Source organism: Pseudomonas sp. LBUM1670, assembly GCF_059695695.1.
Map to the genome: position 1 here is coordinate 5,648,254 of NZ_CP166783.1, position 17,109 is coordinate 5,665,362.

General features: G+C 57.9%; 15 protein-coding genes and 3 pseudogenes. 9 read left to right on the plus strand and 9 right to left on the minus strand.

What is annotated here, in order from left to right; translation table 11 throughout:
* Nucleotides 1–44 precede the first annotated feature (44 nt).
* Nucleotides 45–428 (minus strand): helicase, encoded by a 384-nt coding sequence (locus tag ACA073_RS25910; protein WP_497400511.1) that lies wholly within the window; start codon nucleotides 426–428, stop codon nucleotides 45–47.
* A 332-nt stretch (nucleotides 429–760) separates the two neighbouring features.
* On the opposite strand from ACA073_RS25910, the gene ACA073_RS25915 reads away from it, so the two are divergent.
* Entirely contained in the window at nucleotides 761–1,141 is a 381-nt protein-coding gene (locus tag ACA073_RS25915; protein ID WP_497400513.1) for a DUF6124 family protein, read from the plus strand.
* 383 nt (nucleotides 1,142–1,524) lie between these two features.
* Here ACA073_RS25915 and ACA073_RS25920 read toward each other — a convergent pair.
* The 4 genes and pseudogenes from ACA073_RS25920 to tssC all read right to left on the minus strand — a co-directional run.
* Nucleotides 1,525–3,066: pseudogene (locus ACA073_RS25920) on the minus strand (AAA family ATPase); the annotation flags it as partial.
* A 13-nt stretch (nucleotides 3,067–3,079) separates the two neighbouring features.
* Entirely contained in the window at nucleotides 3,080–4,087 is a 1,008-nt protein-coding gene (tssG, locus tag ACA073_RS25925; protein ID WP_497400515.1) for a type VI secretion system baseplate subunit TssG, read from the minus strand.
* Nucleotides 4,051–4,527, minus strand: a pseudogene (locus ACA073_RS25930) (type VI secretion system baseplate subunit TssF); the annotation flags it as partial. The pseudogene ACA073_RS25930 and the gene tssG, both read right to left, overlap by 37 nt.
* Nucleotides 4,527–5,075, minus strand: a pseudogene (gene tssC, locus ACA073_RS25935) (type VI secretion system contractile sheath large subunit); the annotation flags it as partial. The pseudogenes tssC and ACA073_RS25930, both read right to left, overlap by 1 nt.
* Between tssC and tssI the strand changes: the two are divergent.
* The 4 genes from tssI to ACA073_RS25955 all read left to right on the plus strand — a co-directional run bounded on the left by tssI (nucleotide 5,066) and on the right by ACA073_RS25955 (nucleotide 10,606).
* Nucleotides 5,066–8,041, plus strand: coding sequence for a type VI secretion system tip protein TssI/VgrG (gene tssI / locus ACA073_RS25940; protein WP_497400517.1), 2,976 nt, complete (start codon nucleotides 5,066–5,068; stop codon nucleotides 8,039–8,041). The pseudogene tssC and the gene tssI sit on opposite strands and share 10 nt — an antisense overlap.
* Before the next feature lie 13 nt (nucleotides 8,042–8,054).
* The gene (locus ACA073_RS25945; RefSeq protein WP_497400519.1) at nucleotides 8,055–9,137 is read left to right on the plus strand and encodes a hypothetical protein; all 1,083 of its coding nucleotides are present in this window, start codon (nucleotides 8,055–8,057) and stop codon (nucleotides 9,135–9,137) included.
* A gap of 414 nt (nucleotides 9,138–9,551) precedes the next feature.
* Nucleotides 9,552–9,947 carry a DUF6124 family protein gene (locus ACA073_RS25950; protein ID WP_497400521.1) on the plus strand — a complete coding sequence of 132 codons (396 nt, stop codon included), beginning with the start codon at nucleotides 9,552–9,554 and terminating at the stop codon, nucleotides 9,945–9,947.
* 266 nt (nucleotides 9,948–10,213) lie between these two features.
* Entirely contained in the window at nucleotides 10,214–10,606 is a 393-nt protein-coding gene (locus ACA073_RS25955) for a DUF2388 domain-containing protein (protein WP_497400523.1), read from the plus strand.
* Nucleotides 10,607–10,922: 316 nt separating this feature from the next.
* On the opposite strand, the gene ACA073_RS25960 is transcribed toward ACA073_RS25955, so the two are convergent.
* The 3 genes from ACA073_RS25960 to ACA073_RS25970 form a co-directional block, all read right to left on the minus strand.
* Nucleotides 10,923–11,198, minus strand: coding sequence for an HU family DNA-binding protein (locus ACA073_RS25960; RefSeq protein WP_003213368.1), 276 nt, complete (start codon nucleotides 11,196–11,198; stop codon nucleotides 10,923–10,925).
* 191 nt (nucleotides 11,199–11,389) lie between these two features.
* Nucleotides 11,390–12,538, minus strand: a complete 1,149-nt coding sequence (locus ACA073_RS25965; RefSeq protein ID WP_497400525.1) for an NAD(P)/FAD-dependent oxidoreductase — start codon at nucleotides 12,536–12,538, stop codon at nucleotides 11,390–11,392.
* A 21-nt stretch (nucleotides 12,539–12,559) separates the two neighbouring features.
* Nucleotides 12,560–12,727 (minus strand): rubredoxin, encoded by a 168-nt coding sequence (locus tag ACA073_RS25970; protein ID WP_007954349.1) that lies wholly within the window; start codon nucleotides 12,725–12,727, stop codon nucleotides 12,560–12,562.
* Nucleotides 12,728–12,928: 201 nt separating this feature from the next.
* On the opposite strand from ACA073_RS25970, the gene ACA073_RS25975 reads away from it, so the two are divergent.
* On the plus strand, nucleotides 12,929–13,480 hold the full coding sequence (locus tag ACA073_RS25975; protein ID WP_497400527.1) for a chorismate--pyruvate lyase family protein: 552 nt from the start codon (nucleotides 12,929–12,931) through the stop codon (nucleotides 13,478–13,480).
* Entirely contained in the window at nucleotides 13,480–14,370 is an 891-nt protein-coding gene (ubiA, locus tag ACA073_RS25980; RefSeq protein WP_497400529.1) for a 4-hydroxybenzoate octaprenyltransferase, read from the plus strand. The genes ACA073_RS25975 and ubiA overlap by 1 nt, the downstream gene beginning before the upstream one ends.
* Before the next feature lie 102 nt (nucleotides 14,371–14,472).
* Here the strand turns inward: ubiA and ACA073_RS25985 are convergent, their stop codons facing one another.
* A complete protein-coding gene (locus tag ACA073_RS25985) occupies nucleotides 14,473–14,856 on the minus strand; it encodes a COG4315 family predicted lipoprotein (protein ID WP_497400531.1) in 384 nt (127 codons plus the stop codon).
* A gap of 153 nt (nucleotides 14,857–15,009) precedes the next feature.
* Between ACA073_RS25985 and phoB the strand changes: the two genes are divergently transcribed.
* Nucleotides 15,010–15,699, plus strand: coding sequence for a phosphate regulon transcriptional regulator PhoB (phoB, locus tag ACA073_RS25990; RefSeq protein ID WP_007896474.1), 690 nt, complete (start codon nucleotides 15,010–15,012; stop codon nucleotides 15,697–15,699).
* Between the two features lie 81 nt (nucleotides 15,700–15,780).
* Nucleotides 15,781–17,067, plus strand: coding sequence for a phosphate regulon sensor histidine kinase PhoR (gene phoR / locus ACA073_RS25995; RefSeq protein WP_497404234.1), 1,287 nt, complete (start codon nucleotides 15,781–15,783; stop codon nucleotides 17,065–17,067).
* Nucleotides 17,068–17,109: the final 42 nt, after the last annotated feature.

Consider the following 17,109-nt stretch of genomic DNA (forward strand, 5'->3'; position numbering starts at 1 on the left):
CGGACGGCGATCCGACGAAGAATCCCCGAGCGATCTGAAAGACCTCAAGCCTTAGGCTTGGCCTTGCGCGGCTTCAAATACTTGGTCAACCCCTGAAACCAGATCACCAGCGCCGGGTTGCCCTTGATCTGAATCGACTTGTCCTGAACCCCCGTCATAAACGCCAACTGCTTGTTCTTCGCCTGCATCGTGGCAAAACCATACGCCGCATCCTTAAAGCCAATCGCAAACGCCGGCTCGGCATACACGCCCGACTTACTGGTAATGCGCCGATCCTTCACAAAGAAATGCCGCGCCACTTTCCCGTCCAGGGTCTGTAGCTGAAACACCAACTCTTTGTCACCCAACTGCTGCTGAAACGCAGGATTAGTCCGACTGGCCTTACCCATCAACAAACCCAGCATCCACAGAAGAAAACGAAATTTCATGCGCACAGCCTCAAAAGGAAAATGAACGGCCGGCGCAGTGTAGCGGCTTCAAGCGAGAACGCCACCATTGTGCAGTGTTAGAAGAAGATGACGTGCTTTTTGGCGCTGATGAATACCAAGTCATTGGTGAAACGTCGCTGTTTAAAAGCTGTGGTTTATTGAGCTTTCTACGCTCGACGCTATCGGACATTTCCTTCGATGCGTGGCGTTGTTCATGAACAAGGCATCCCTGATCTTCACCGATAACCTTTGTCCGTCGCCGCGAAATCGGCGACCGGATGTGCAAGTCCGAAACCGGAGAAAAATTTCATTAACTCCAAGGATTTACACCGATGACCAATCCGACCCCCAATGCTCCCGAATACGAAGCCACATCCCCCTACGAATCCTTCGATTCCAAAAAACTTCACGAAGCCGCCGAACGCGCCCTCGACCATCACTTCGCTCCGCCCCAAGAAAAACCCTCTCCAGGCATGGGCCCGCTCTTCATGGTCTGCCCTGACGTCCACACCGAGACCCTCCTGGCCAACGCCTCGGAAGACCTGCTATCCATCAGCGCCATCGCCGCCGACCTGGCCGACGGTGTAGAAGGCTCTCGCCGCTCCGTCGCCCTGGCACTCAGCAGAATGGCGGACGGTGTGCATTTGTTGGTGGGGCGAGCGTTGGATCACATTGATTCGCCGGATCCGGCGGAGCATCGGGCGAAGGGCTAGTAGAAATCACGAAGGGGACTTAACGTCCCCTTCCTGTTGACCGGGCTACGAGTCAGCAGCGGCCCCAACAGCGCATTGCGACTATTCAGTCTCGACTAGCAACTATCGGCATCGTTGCATTGGACCCAACCCCGAATCTCTTTTCCTTTTGGGGTTTTAAACATAATTTTCAGCCAACCAGCCTCAACTCCTTCCTGCAAGACTAAATCACTCTTGATCAAATACATCTTCGTCACATCCGCTAAAACAGGTGAACTGTAAATTTGGGTCTTTTTGTTAATTGTGAGCGTTACGTCTCTCCTGCGGCCCAGCGTTTATAGGCTGCAGAATTGAGTTTGGCAACGAGTTCATCAGCGGCTTTATAAGGGAACGTGTAGATCAGTTTCGTCGACCGGTAGCGTTTCGATCACGCTGCCTTCGGCGTCTTCTTCAACCGTGACGGCAGCCGCTTCGCGAGCCTTGGCCAGTTGCTGGCGCAGATCCAGCAGACGTTCGGCGAGTTCTTTCTGTTCGGCCCACAGCGTTTCGAGGGCGACCATTTCGTCTTCGGCTGCGGCCAGACGATCTTCCAGCGCGTCGAGTGCTTCGTGATCGATCAGCAAACCGGCTTCAGCATCACGACGCAGCGCCTGACGCTGACGGCCCCCTTCAGCCAGCTCGCCACGCAGGCGCTCAAGGCTTTCCGGGGCGGCGGCGAGGCTGATGCGTACGCGGGCGCAGGCAGTGTCGAGCACATCGACAGCCTTGTCTGGAAGCTGACGACCGGCGAGGTAACGGGCAGACAATTCCGCCGCCGCCACCACCGCGTCATCGCGCAGATAGATGCCGTGGCTCTTCTCGTAAACCTGAGCCAAACCACGGAGGATAGTCACCGCTTCGCTGACGGTCGGTTCGTGCAGTTGCACCGGTTGGAAGCGACGGGCCAGCGCCGGGTCTTTTTCGAAGTACTTCTTGTACTCCGCCCACGTGGTAGCGGCGATGGTGCGCAACTCGCCGCGCGCCAACGCAGGCTTGAGCAGGTTGGCCGCATCGGAACCACCGGCATTGCCGCCTGCGCCAATCAGCGTATGGGCTTCGTCGATGAACAGAATGATCGGTTTCGGCGAAGCTTTGACTTCGTCGATCACGCCTTTGAGGCGACGTTCGAATTCACCTTTGACGCTGGCGCCCGCCTGCAACAGGCCCATGTCCAGCGAAAGCAACTCCACGCCTTTCAAGACTTGCGGCACTTCACCGGCAGCAATGCGCGAAGCCAGACCTTCGACGATCGCGGTTTTACCGACGCCGGCTTCACCGACCACGATCGGGTTGTTCTTGCGGCGACGGGCAAGGATGTCGACCATCTGCCGGATCGCGCCATCACGGCACAGCACCGGGTCCAGTTTGCCGTCGCGGGCCTGTTGGGTCAGGTTATGAGTGAAGCGCTCCAGCAGCGATTCGCCCGGCACGGCAGGCTTACCGGTGGCCGGTTGTTCTTTCTGCGACAGGGCGAATTCTTTCAGGCGCTCGATGTTCAGTCTGGCCAGCAACGACTGGTAGCGGCTGCCGGCGTAACGCATCGGGTTACGCAGCAGCGCGAGAATCAGCGCGGCTTGCTCAACCTGGCTCTGACCCAGCTCAAGGTTGGCCACCAGCAACGCATCTTGCAGCCACTGCACCAGTTCCGGGGCGAACACCGGGTTGCGCGAGGCGCTGTGCTCGACCCGCGATTGCAACGCGGCGCTCAGCTCGCCGGCATCCACTTCGGCGTCTTGCAGCGCGCGTGCGAGCAAGCCTTGCGGGCGCTCCAGCAGGCCCAGCAGCAAGTCTTCGACGAGGATCTTGCTGCCGCCACGGGCGACGCAGCGCTCGGCAGAACTTTCCAGATCACGACGGGTTTCGGCGTCCAGCGCCTGGATAAGTTGTTGCAGGTCTACGTTGATCATTGGTCATCTGTCCTTAATGAATTTTGCTGCCCAGGGTCACCACGCCGTCGGCTTTTTCACGGCCGAGCCAACTGGTCCATCCGAGGCGACAGGCGTTCTGCTCACCGATGCGCAGTTCGCGAATTTCTTCCTGGCGCAACACCAGGCGAATGTCGTAATCGAGCGGGTCGCGCAGGGTGAACCGCACCAGCGCGCACAGCGGCTGGTAGCCGAAACCGATCGGCAGGAATTCGTGAAAGCGTTGCCAGTCGAGTTCGCGGATGTGAATGCGGAATTTTCCGCTGCGGTCGCGCACGTGTTCGCCCAGCACCAGGTCTTCGCCGAGCAGGCTGTTGGCGCGGCCCAGACGATTGCGCTGCTCGTCGAGAATTTCCACGCGGCGTTCGATGCACTGTTCGATGGTCAGTTCGGCGTGCTTGAAGTAGTAACGCAGCACCGCTTCGATCAGCGCCGCCGAGTGCGCCCGCAAGCTGAGCAAACCGAGGTACGGCAGCAGGCGTTTCCAGTTCAGTTCCTGGGCCTTGCGGATCTCTTCGCCGCCGAGGCCGATCAACGCGAAAAGCTGCGCGGAGAATGGATCGAGCGCGCCGCTCTGGAAGCTGGCGCGGTAGCGGTACTTGCGCCAGATCGGCAACATCAGTCGTTGCAGGCGATGGTGAAACAGGTCGAGGAAGTGGCGGGTCGGGTTGCCATCTTCGCTGTCGCCCAACGCCTGTTCGCCGTAGAACGCCGGCAGCGGCGAACCGGAACCGACCAGGCCGATCAGGTTGAACCGCAGGCGCGCGCGCATCTGCCCGTGCTCGTGGAAAAACTCCACGCGATCGACGTCGCTGCCAGGGAAACCCAGGCTCGGGTTGGCCTGGAATTCCAGCTGGTCGTACAGGTCATCTTCGCTCAGGTGCGGGTGGGCCTCGCGCAGCCGGTCAACCACCAGCAGCACGGCCTGAAACAGCGAGTACTCGCGTATTCCTCGGGTCAGTCCGCTTAAAGAAGCGGCTGCAGGCCCATACGTGGTGTCCATTGGTACACCTCTCCTTGTGTACTTTTTACCCGCAGCTCGTGGTACGAATTGAGACTGGCGTAAAGCGCGAAAAACTCGTTGAGAACCGAGGCGAAAACGAACAGGTCGCCCTCGCCGATATACCCTTCCGGGTCGATGGTCAGCTCGGTGCGCAACCCGCGTACCGGCAACCCTCGGTGCAGTCGATCGACGTGTTGGTGCTTGATCGACTTGAGCCCGCCTAGCAGGCGCTTGCTGACTTTTTCCGCGTGTTGGTCGTAATAGCGCGGCAGGTCGTAGGTTTCGAGAATCACCTTCAACGCGTTGACGTCGGCCAGGGACAAATAGTTAAGCGACATGTTGCTGATCAGCTTCCACAGGAAGTCGCGGTTCAGCGGCGGCGCGAAGCTCGACGTGGCCGGGGTGATGTTGCGGAAACTCAGGAACTCGGGCGTGTCTTGTCGGAGCCTTTGCGCATGGTCAGGGAGATGAAACCTTCCTCGGCCAGTTCGTATTCACGACGGTCGCTGACCAGTACCTCGGTCGGGATCTTGGTTTCGATTTCGCCCATGCTTTCGAAGTGGTGCAACGGCAGGTCTTCAACCGCGCCACCGCTCTGCGGGCCGATGATGTTCGGGCACCAGCGGAATTTGGCGAAGCTGTCGGTCAGCTTGGTGCCGAACGCGTAGGCGGTGTTGCCCCACAGGTAATGCTCGTGGCTGTTGGCGACGGTTTCCTTGTACACGAACGATTTGACCGGGTTTTCTTCCGGGTCGTACGGATTACGCAGCAGGAAACGCGGCACGGTCAGGCCAACGTAACGGGAGTCTTCCGACTCGCGGAAACTCTGCCATTTGGCGAATTGCGGGCCGTCGAAGTGATCTTTCAGATCCTTCAGGTCCGGCAGGCCGGTAAAGCTTTCCAGGCCGAAGAATTTCGGGCCGGCCGCCGCAATGAACGGCGCGTGGGACATGCAGGCAACGCTGGACACGTAAGCGCATGCTCGCACCCGCCAATGCCCCTCAATTCACCCTAACGATCCCCAACGTTCCCAACGATTTTAAAGTCCTGGCTTTTGAAGGCACTGAAACCATCAGCGCGTTGTATTCAATCAGCGTCGATCTGGTCAGCGAATATCCCAATATCGATCTGGAGAGCCTGCTTCACCAACCTGCATTTCTGCAATTCGGCCATAACGGCGAAGGTATTCACGGACACATCGAAGGTGCGTCTGAAGGTGATGTTGGTAAACGCCTGACCCGTTATCGAGTGCACCTGGTGCCGGCGCTGCATTACCTGCAATTCAGCCAGGATCAGCGGATTTTTCAAAGTCAGACCGTGCCGCAAATCATCGCTCAGGTCCTCAAAGGGCACGGCATTCACACCGATGCATTCACTTTCCACGTCAAAGCAAATCCCCCGCGTGAATACTGCACTCAATACCGTGAAAATGATTTGGAGTTTGTCCAGCGACTCTGCGCCGAGGACGGCATTGCGTGGCATCACCAGCACTCTTCGCAAGGCCATATGCTGGTGTTTACCGACGACCAGACCTACTTCCCAAAACTGGGCGAAACCCTGTATCAGCAAGAGTCCGGCATGGTCGCGGAGCATCCGGTCGTCAACCAGTTTTCCATGGGGTTCAAAACCCGCCCCAGCATCGTTAGCCGCCGTGACTACGACCTGAAACGCCCGAACGCGTTGCTGGAAAGTCGCTTTACCGCTGAGTTCAGTCCCGAGCTGGAAGACTATAGCTACCCGCTGCCATTAGAGAGCGAAAAACGCGGCAAAGAACTTGCCCGGCAGGCACTGGAACGGCATCGAGTCGATTATCAGTTGGCCGAAGGCAAAAGCGACCAGCCAACACTGCGCAGCGGCCACTTTTTCAGCCTGACTAACTCCCCACACGAAACGTACAACGATCTCTGGCTGCTGCTGAGCGTCACTCACACCGGCAAGCAACCTCAGGTGCTCCAGGAGTTCGCCACCAACACGACCAAACCTGAGGACGGCTTTGTTCAGGGCTACCGCAACAGCTTCAGTGCAATTCCCTGGGATGTGTTTTATCGGCCACCGACACCGGCACCAAGACCCCTGCTGAATTGCCAGACCGCCCGCGTCACCGGGCCTGTCGGTGAGGAGATTTACTGCGACGAATACGGCCGCGTCAAAGTCAAATTTCATTGGGACCGGACTGAGCGCAACAACGAAAACAGCAGTTGCTGGCTACGGGTAGCGTCCAGCTGGGCGGGGAACAACTTCGGCACAGTGGTCATTCCGCGTATCGGGATGGAAGTGATCGTCACCTACCTCGAAGGCAATCCCGATAATCCGTTGGTAACCGGCTGCTTCATCAACAGGGTCACACCGCCGGCCTACCCATTGCCCGAAAATAAAACCAAAACCGTACTGCGTACCCACAGCTCGCCCACCACGGGTGGCTACAACGAACTGTCGATGGACGATCGCGCTGGCGATGAGTTGGTCCACCTGCGTGCTCAGCGGGATATGGAGCAGAAGGTTGGAAATGACAGCCGGCTGGAAGTGGGTAATGACAGTCGAGTCACCATCAAGGGCGACCGTATTACGGTACTGGGATCTGAAGAACACCTCACTATCACATCGGATCGAAAAATCCAGGTTAGCGGCAACGACTACCTGCATGTCTCTGGCGACAGCCACACAAGATCTGATGAAACGCTGGTTATCGAAGCCGGTCAGCACGTGCACATCAAGGCAAGTACACACTTGGTGATTAGCGCAGGTGAGAGCATTTCCGTGAAGGTCGGCGGCGAGCACATCGTGGTTAGCGCCGATGGCATTTTTAGCAGTAGCGCGATTGATGTCGGGGGGGCTCCGATGCCGGGTACGCCTGTGCATACGTTGCTGCAGGGGGCAGCGACGGGTGTGTTGGTAGCCGTCGCATCTGAGCCTTCGCCATCGGAAGCGAATGAAGCGGATGAGCTGGAGGAAGAAGAGGAAGAGGTCGAAGAAGAAGGGATTACGTTGCGGATTGGGGTGTTCTTCGATGGCACGGGCAACAACAAAGCCAACAGTGAAACCGTTGCAGCGTGTTTTGCACCGGATGCCAAATTGGAGGAGGCAGCCGAGGAGGTACGGAAGTATTGTGCGGCTTATGGGTATGACGGCAACGGGAGCTCGCCGGACAATAGTTATGGGAATGATGTGAGCAACATCGCCAGGCTTTTCGACCTGTATGCCGATCACTCATCCAAACCTATTCCCGCGAACGAGGAAAAAGCCTTTTTGCGTATCTACGTGGAAGGTATCGGCACTAAAAGCAACGGCGATGACTCGTACCACGGCCTGATCACAGGTAGGGGCGAAACAGGTGTAGTTGCTCGTGTTGAACAGACCCCGGCAAAAATCCTGAAGCAAATACGGTTGTTCCAGGAGGAAAACCCAAGCGTAGTTGTCGAAAAAATCGAGTTCGACATTTTTGGTTTCAGTCGAGGTGCTGCAGCGGCCCGGCATTTTGCGAACGAAGTGCTTACCGGTGAAAAAAGCGCTTTAGCGCTGGCACTCCCCGCCACGTCAGCGATCTTTTCACCTAGCTTTAACTGGCGCATAAAAGCCGGTGTTGCCATCAACTTTATTGGCCTGTTCGATACCGTTGCAGCCATTGCCAAGCCTGGTTTTCTCGATTTTACGGTCGCCAACAGTAGAAACCCGGGAGTCAATCTCAGACTCCCCGACGGCTGTGCTGAAAAGATAGTGCACTTGGTCGCGCGAGATGAAGTCCGCGAAAATTTCGCCCTCAATAGCCTCGGTGATACAGACCTGGTTTTACCCGGTGTGCACTCAGACCTTGGAGGTGGTTATTTGCCAATAGTGGGCACCATCAATACACAAGGTCCCTCTCAGGGGAAAAATGAAGGCCGTTATGCTCTGCCTTTGTCAGCGGAGTCCAAAGCCTACATCGAAAAATTCGGCATTCCATTTGGAAGCTGGTAAGGAGAGCCATTACATGGATTTAAGAACATTATTTTTCGTAGCATTTATGTGGCAGCCCTTTGCTTACGCGGCAGCAGATTCCAAGTCGCTGGAAGGACATTATTTTTTGCATGGAGCAATGGAAATGGGGGCGGAGTTGCTGCTGCGAAAGGACGGTACCTTTTCCGGAGGGATCGCTTATGGAAGCGCTGACGGTATTGCCAAAGGGAGTTGGCATGTCGAGGACAATACCGTAACGCTAAAGACTGACGCCACCTCTCGGCCTCCAAAGGAATTGGAGTTTCATGCTCGTAGCCGTCACAGCTTTTCATATCTCGAACCGTATCTCACGTATGACAAATTTTATCAGCCTGTACGGGACAACTATGTCTTGCAGATGGTGTACAGCCACTACGCCCGGAGTCCGGAGATTGAGCCCGTATATGCCTACTTTGAGTTCTCGCTGGGTGCCTCGAGCCAGTTGCTCTTGAGTTCAACGAAATCGGGAGAATTTTGGCTACCCTACGATCCACAAAAAACGCTGAAAAAAATTGGTTTCGGCACCAGTAGAAGTTCGGGGCCAACTAAGTGGTACGAGGTTTCACCTACCACTCGCGCGCTTACCATTTGGTGGAAAAAACCAAAGAACCAACTCATATCGTTTGGAACGCCTGATGAGATGGGTCTTCTCGAAACGCAGAGATACCTGCGAGATGATTCCAGCGCAACCGAACGTCTCAAGAGCAACTACATGATGACGTTGGCCTATGAAGTCACCCCGCCGACGATCAAACCGGTCGATGTGTACTGGCAGTTTAAGGACGGCTCGACCCAGCAGAGCGTGTGGGCCAATTCCAGCCAAAAGCAATTAACCCTCCCCTTCAACCCTACTCGAACCTTGCAAAAAATCGGCATGCGCTCGCATGACTCCACTGCCGATATAAAGTGGTTTGACGTCGCACCTTCGGAGCGGTGGCTGAACTTTGGTTGGGAGCCATTGACCGACGATACGGAAAGTAATCTGGGCGTCTTGTTTGACGACCTCCAATTGGCCATTGAGCCCAACTGCCTCGCGGTCGATTTTGGCAATGGCAAAGCATGCTTTCGCCGTCGTTAATACGCTCGGTCTGTGAAGGTTTTGTTGATGTGCAGGCGCTGCTGTTCTGCGGATTAAACCCCGCTCAACAGCGCTTGTTTAAAACGGCTCAAGGTTACTTCCTGCAAGCTACAACACCTTGCGTCGTTGCCTACGGCTACGCCAGAATCCGCCGGCTTGTGCGCCTTGGGGCTGGTCGGTAACTTGATTCGTGTCACTGCTCATCAGTGATCGGGTTTAGTCGCCCGGCTAGTCATCTACGGTTGCACAAATGTCATCCAGTCAGGTGTTCGCCTGCACTTGATGGTGGTTGTGCGCATGGCGCCCTCGGGCGCGCCGGGTTTTGGTGGCTTTACCGGTCGACTAACTTGCGCACAGCCGCCTCCCTTTCGTTTAGTCGCGAGATGGTCACGGCCCTACTATAGGAAAGTTACCATGTTCAAGGTCACACCAAACCCGCCAGACGCCGATCCGATCTCCCCATACGAAAGCCCCGACTCAAACAAACTCAACGAAGCCGCCGAGCGCGCTCTCGATCAACCCTTCCCGCCAGCCGAATCGAAATCACCAGAACACAACGGCCAACTCTTCTGCGTATGCCCAGGCATCAACACCGAAACACTCCTCTCCAACGCCTCGGAAGACCTGCTGTCCATCAGCGCCATCGCTGCCGACCTCGCCGACGGTGTGGACGGCTCACGCCGCTCCAAAGCCCTGGCGCTCAGCCGCATGGCCGACGGGGTGCATTTGTTGGTGGAGCGCGCGCTGGATCATCTGGATGAGCCGGAGATGGCGGCGATTTTCGCCAAGCAAGAAAACCAGGTCGGATAACTCACCAAGCAGTAAATAACCCTGATGGCGGGTTTCTCCCCATCGGGGTTTTTCTCGTCAGGATGCCCAGCACACAGCTGCGAGCACAAAAACCAACACAGATATCTTCCCTGTTTCCGGAACACATGTAGGACGCGTCCGAATGGGCCTCCTTGGCCTTGAAGTGCCTCTCGGCCTCGTTACTTTGCACAGGCACACTCAATGTTGAGTGGGTGCGGCACATCGCTCATGGAAGCGCGCCAATAAACAGGGAGTTCAATCAGTTCATGGCTAGTCGACACAATAAAAAATGGACCGTGGCATTTGGGCGCTATTGGGTCGCCATGTTTACACTCATAACTAGCGATTCTGTTCGGGCTGAATTTTGCCGCTATGGTCGCTGCGAATTCAGCCCCCTTGATTACTCGGCAACAACTGGATTTGGGTTGCTCTTCACAACGGTCGGGCCGTTTGTTTCGACGTCGGACGCCACCAAGGATGGCCTCTCCAAACACTACGTCCAGGCGGTGAAGGACGATGCCGCTGCTTATATCGCTACCGACGGCGATCTTGATGGACCCGTGCTTGAATCTGCATGGCGCGCGCACTTGGAGCAGCACATTGATTTTCGGCCAAGCAAGAAAGAGTTTGCCCACATGGTTTTAGCGACCGATGGATGAACAACCAAGCACGCGGCTTTTTGTGGGAGCGAGCCTGCTCGCGATGGTGGTTAACGACAACGCTGGAAATCTGATACCCCGCGGTGTTCTCAGGTTCATCGCGAGCAAGCTCGCTCCTACAGGGGTGGGCGTTTAATCAGGAATCCAGCGTTACCGTTTACGTGGATCACACTGGATGACCCGGAGATAGGGGCGATTTTCGCCAGGCAGGAAGCCTCCGCGAGCTAATCCGTCACCCACAAAAAATGGGCACCCAACCACGTTGGCGTGCCCATTTTTTATTCCGCTGCCCGGCTACGCGGGAGGGGAATACTACTTACGGATTAACGCTGTCTTTCAACGATTTACCCGGCTTGAACGCAACGGTGTTGCTGGCCTTGATTTTAACGGGCTCACCGGTTTGCGGGTTTTTGCCGGTGCGGGCGCCGCGGTGGCGTTGCAGGAAGGTGCCGAAGCCTACCAGCGTCACGCTGTCCTTGCGGTGCAGAGCGCCGGTGATTTCTTCGAGAACGGCGTTGAGTACACGATTGGCCTGCTCTTTGGTGAGATCTGCTTTTTCCGCGATGGCGGCGGCGAGTTCTGGTTTACGCATTAGTGAAGCCCCTTTGACGGTTTTTTGTTGTTATGTCCGTGCTGTTCTCGTGGAACAGCGCCCAAAGCGCCGCAGGTGCTCTACTCTGCGGCAGACAGGAGTGAGAATGGCACGCACGAAAGAGCCGCGCCAGTCTCGGCGCGACGTTTGTGGGGGCAAAAGCGGGGTGATTCCGACAGAACGACTGGTATTTACGCCAGCAGCGGCGGAAGCTCTTTGTTCAGCGCAAGTTTCTCCATCACAGCCGTGCCGGTCAGGGCATAACCGAGCAGTTTTCCGGCGGCATCGCGGCATAAAACCTTGATGTCAGCGCCCTGCCCTTCGACCGTCCACACGCCCTCCAAACCCCGTGGCGGCGGTGAAACCACCAATGGGCAAACCGGCGTTTTGACGGTGATCGGCATCGCGCCATAGTTCACGGCCGTCGGGTTGCCGGCGAGGGTTTGTGCCAGCGCTCTCGCACAGCTCATGAGGGGCATGACGTACAACAGATTCAGCCCATCGACTTCGGCGCAGTCGCCCAGTGCGTAGATATTGGCGTGAGAGGTTTTCAGGTGACGGTCGACGACCACACCGCGATTGACCTGCACACCGGCCGCAGCCGCCAGGTCGATGCGCGGGCGCAGGCCGATGGCCGACACCACCACGTCGCACGGGATGACTTGACCGTCCGACAGATGCGCTTCCAATCCATCTTCAACACGCTGCAAGCGGTTGAGCACCGGCCCGAGGTGGAAACGTGCGCCCAGGCTTTCGAGCCCGGCCTGGATTGCAGCAGCGGCTGCCGGGTGCAGCAGGGTCGGCATGACCTGTTCGCACGGTGCAACCAGTTGCACCTCGTAACCGCCAAGGATCAGGTCGTTGGCGAACTCGCAACCGATCAGGCCGGCACCGAGCAACAACACCCGACGTTTGCCGGCCGCTGCCGCACGGAAGCGCGCGTAGTCTTCGAGGTCGTTGATCGGGAACACGGCGTCCGCCGCATCACCCTCGATAGGCACGCGCACGGTTTCGGCGCCCCAGGCCAGGATCAGGTCGCGGTAGATCACCGATTCTTCGCCGATCCACAGGCGCTTGTGGCCAGGGTCGATGCCGCTGATGCGCGTGTGGGTGCGCACTTCGGCTTTCAGTTGCTCGGCCATCGCACCCGGTTCGGCCATGCTCAGGCCGTCGGCGTCTTTGTTCTTGCCGAAGCCCGTGGAGAGCATCGGCTTGGAGTAGGAGCGTCCGTCATCGGCGGTAATCAGCAGCAGCGGTGTTTCACCATCGAGTTTGCGAAACTCCCGGGCCAGGTTGTAGCCAGCGAGCCCGGTGCCGACGATCACGACAGGTGCGTTCATTCTCTACTCCTCTCAAATGTCTTAGTTGATTTCAATCATTTCGAAATCCATCTTGCCAACGCCGCAGTCCGGGCACAGCCAGTCTTCCGGCACGTCTTGCCACAGGGTGCCCGGCGCAATGCCGTCATCCGGCCAGCCGTCGGCTTCGTTATAGATCAGGCCACAGACCACACATTGCCACTTTTTCATTCAGGTACTTCCTCAGGGTTCAGGCTTATTGCCGGCGCGAACGGTCGATGGTTGCAGCGTTGCCGTCCGGCTCAGGGCGTTTTGTACTGATCGGGCCCGGCAGTTGCAAGCCTGTTCGGCGCAATGGCGCGCCGGTTCAATCAAAATCGCCGGGTGACATGGTAAGCTCGCCGCCTCATTTGCTGCCAATAATGACTCACTGTGCCGCACTCAAAACCTCCATTCTGGCTTCCCCAAAGCCGACTCTCGCCCCTCCCCGACGCCTCTATTCTCGACTGGTTGTTCGACGAAGGTTCGCTGACCCGACGGCTGATCCGCCTGTCGAATGAAAGCTTCAGCGTCACGCCGCTGTTCGAAGGCTGGCAACCGCTGCGCGCAGACGAATGTGCGGCGCTGGACCTGGCCAAAGGCAGTGAAGGCTGGGTGCGCGAGGTGTATTTGCGCGGCCACGGGGAAGCTTGGGTGTTCGCCCGAAGCGTGGCGGCACGCAGTGCATTGCAGGGCGATGGGTTGCACATGGACGAACTGGGCAGCCGCTCGCTGGGCGAATTACTGTTCTGTGATCAGGCGTTTCAACGGCGCGCCATCGAGGTTTGTCACTATCCTCAGGATTGGTTGCCGCTGGAGTGCCGGGCAGCTGAATTGTGGGGCCGTCGCTCGCGCTTCGACCGTGGCGCCTTGAGCGTGCTGGTGGCCGAGATTTTCCTGCCGACCTTGTGGCTCGCCACCCGCGCCCATCCGGAGAACTGCTGATGTACCAGAGCCTGCTCAAGTCCCTGAACCGCGTGAACCCTCGGGCCTGGGATTTCATTCAGCTGACGCGCATGGACAAGCCGATCGGCATTTACCTGCTGCTGTGGCCGACGCTGTGGGCGCTGTGGATTGCCGGTAAAGGCTCGCCCTCGCTGGCCAACGTAGTGATCTTCGTCCTCGGCGTGGTGCTGACCCGCGCTGGGGGCTGCGTGATCAATGACTGGGCGGACCGCAAGGTCGATGGCCATGTGAAACGCACCGAACAACGGCCACTGGTGAGCGGCAAGATCAGCTCCAGGGAAGCTTTGGTGTTTTTTGCGCTGTTGATGGGCGTGAGTTTCCTGCTGGTGATGTGCACCAACGCGGCGACGGTCTGGCTATCGTTCGGCGGCCTGGCGCTCGCCTTCAGTTACCCTTTTATGAAGCGCTACACCTATTACCCGCAAGTGGTGCTGGGCGCGGCGTTTTCCTGGGGGATGCCGATGGCGTTCACCGCCGAAACCGGTGAACTGCCAGCGGCTGCGTGGTTGCTGTGGATCGCCAACCTGCTATGGACCGTCGCCTACGACACGTATTACGCGATGACCGATCGCGACGACGATTTGAAGATCGGTGTGAAATCCACGGCGATTCTGTTTGGCGAGGCAGACCGGGTGATCATCCTGACGCTGCAAGGTCTGGCGTTGGGTTGCCTGCTGCTGGCCGGATCGAAATTCGAACTTGGGGGCTGGTTCCACCTGGGATTGCTGGCGGCGGCGGGCTGTTTTGCCTGGGAGTTCTGGTACACCCGTGGCAAGGACCGGATGCGTTGCTTCAAGGCGTTTTTGCACAACCATTGGGCGGGGTTGGCGATTTTTGTCGGGATTGTGCTGGATTATGGGTTGCGTTGAGATAGCGAAAAGATCGCAGCCTGCGGCAGCTCCTACATGGAACGGTATTCCAACGTAGGAGCTGCCGCAGGCTGCGATCTTTTTACGGCTTCAGCGAATCACTTACTTATGCTCGCGCATCACGTGCCACACGTCTTTCATCTTGTCGCCCGTCATGTCTCCGGGCTTTTTGTCCTTCTGAAAGGTGTACAGCGGCTTGCCGTCATAGGCGTATTGCATCTTTCCGTCATCACGCTTGATGACGCTCCACTTGCCTTCGGCCTTGGCGCCCGCCGGCGCCATCATTGGCGGCCAGTATTCAGCGCACTCGCCGTTGCACATCGACTTGCCGCCCGAGTCCTTGTCGTACGTGTACACCGTCATGCCCTTGTGATCGACCATCATCCCGTCTTTCATCATCGCCGGCTCGTCGGCGAAGGCCAATGTCGGCAGCGTTAGCGCAGCCGTGACCAGCAGAGCCTTCCAGGATTGAGCAATGTGCTTCATGGAAACCTTCCTTTTGTGGTTGTCAGGGTTCGGACTTAAAGCTTAGTTCAGGATCATGACAATCGCCGGTCGACTAAAATAGTGTCACACGACTGCAATAATTCCGTTATCTAATGCGGCGCAAGACAGTTAAATGACAAGAGGATTAATGGCATGGTTGGCAGGAGCATTCTGATCGTCGACGACGAAGCGCCCATTCGCGAAATGATCGCCGTTGCGTTGGAAATGGCCGGCTATGACTGTCTGGAGGCCGAGAACTCGCAGCAGGCCCACGCCATCATTGTCGACCGCAAACCAGACCTGATCCTGCTCGACTGGATGCTGCCCGGCACCTCCGGCATCGAGTTGGCCCGCCGCCTCAAGCGCGATGAGCTGACCGGGGACATCCCGATCATCATGCTCACCGCCAAGGGCGAAGAGGACAACAAGATCCAGGGCCTGGAAGTCGGCGCCGACGATTACATCACCAAACCTTTTTCCCCACGTGAACTGGTCGCGCGCTTGAAGGCTGTGCTGCGCCGTGCCGGACCTACCGACGGCGAGGCACCGATCGAAGTCGGCGGTCTGCTGCTGGACCCGATCAGCCACCGTGTGACCATCGACGGCAAACCTGCCGAGATGGGCCCGACCGAATATCGTTTGCTGCAATTCTTCATGACCCACCAGGAACGCGCCTACACCCGTGGCCAGTTGCTGGACCAGGTCTGGGGCGGCAATGTGTATGTCGAAGAGCGCACCGTCGACGTGCACATCCGTCGTCTGCGCAAAGCCCTCGGCGATGCTTACGAAAATCTGGTACAAACCGTGCGCGGCACCGGCTACCGGTTTTCCACCAAAGCCTGATCCGTACCCTTCCCGCCCGACAAGCTGACAAGGACACGCGTTCAAGTGAACCAAAACTGGCATGGCACCCTGATTCGCCACATGCTGCTGCTGGTCACCGCCTGCCTGGTGATCGGCCTGGTTACCGGCTACTACGGCTGGAGCCTCGCCGCGGGCCTGGGCCTTTACCTGGCCTGGACCCTCAAGCAATTGCTGCGTCTGCACGAGTGGCTGCGCCTGCACAAAACCGAAGATGCACCGCCCGATGGCTATGGCCTGTGGGGCGAAGTGTTCGACAGCATCTATCACCTGCAACGCCGCGACCAACGCGTGCGCGGACGCCTGCAAGCGGTGATCGACCGGGTCCAGGAGTCCACTGCCGCGTTGAAAGACGCGGTGATCATGCTCGACACCGACGGCAACCTCGAATGGTGGAACCGCGCGGCGGAAACCCTGCTCGGTCTCAAGACGCCGCAGGACAGCGGCCAGCCGGTGACCAACCTCGTACGCCATCCGCGCTTCAAGGAATACTTCGAGCAGGACAGCTACGCCGAGCCGCTGGAAATCCCGTCACCGACCAACGACCGCGTCCGTATTCAGCTGTACATCACCCGCTACGGCAACAACGAACACTTGATGCTGGTGCGCGACGTGACGCGTATCCATCAGCTGGAACAGATGCGCAAGGACTTCATCGCCAACGTCTCCCACGAATTGCGCACGCCGCTGACGGTGATCTGCGGTTATCTGGAAACCCTGCTCGACAATGTCGAGGAGGTGAACCCGCGCTGGAGCCGTGCCTTGCAGCAAATGCAGCAACAAGGCGGGCGCATGCAGACGTTGCTCAACGACTTGCTGCTGCTGGCCAAACTGGAAGCCACCGATTACCCGTCGGACAATCAGCCCGTGACCATCGACAACTTGCTGCAATCGATCACCGGCGACGCTCAGCAACTGTCCGGGCAAAAAAATCAGCGCATCACCCTCGAAGCCGACCCGACGATTCAGCTCAAGGGCAGCGAAGCCGAACTGCGCAGCGCGTTTTCCAACCTGGTGTTCAACGCGGTGAAATACACCCCGGCCGAAGGCAATATCCGCATTCGTTGGTGGGGCGACGAGCAAGGCGCGCACCTGAGCGTGCAGGACTCCGGCATCGGCATCGACAGCAAACACCTGCCGCGCCTGACCGAACGTTTCTACCGTGTCGACTCCAGCCGCAACTCCAACACCGGTGGCACCGGGCTTGGGTTGGCGATCGTCAAACACGTGTTGCTGCGCCACCGCGCACGGATGGAGATCAGCAGCGTGCCGGGCCACGGCAGTACGTTTACCTGCCATTTCGCGCCGGCTCAGGTCACGAAAACGCGAGTCATCCGCACGGCCGATTGATACCGACCAGCACTCGCCACTAGGCAATAGTCCGGTCAGCCG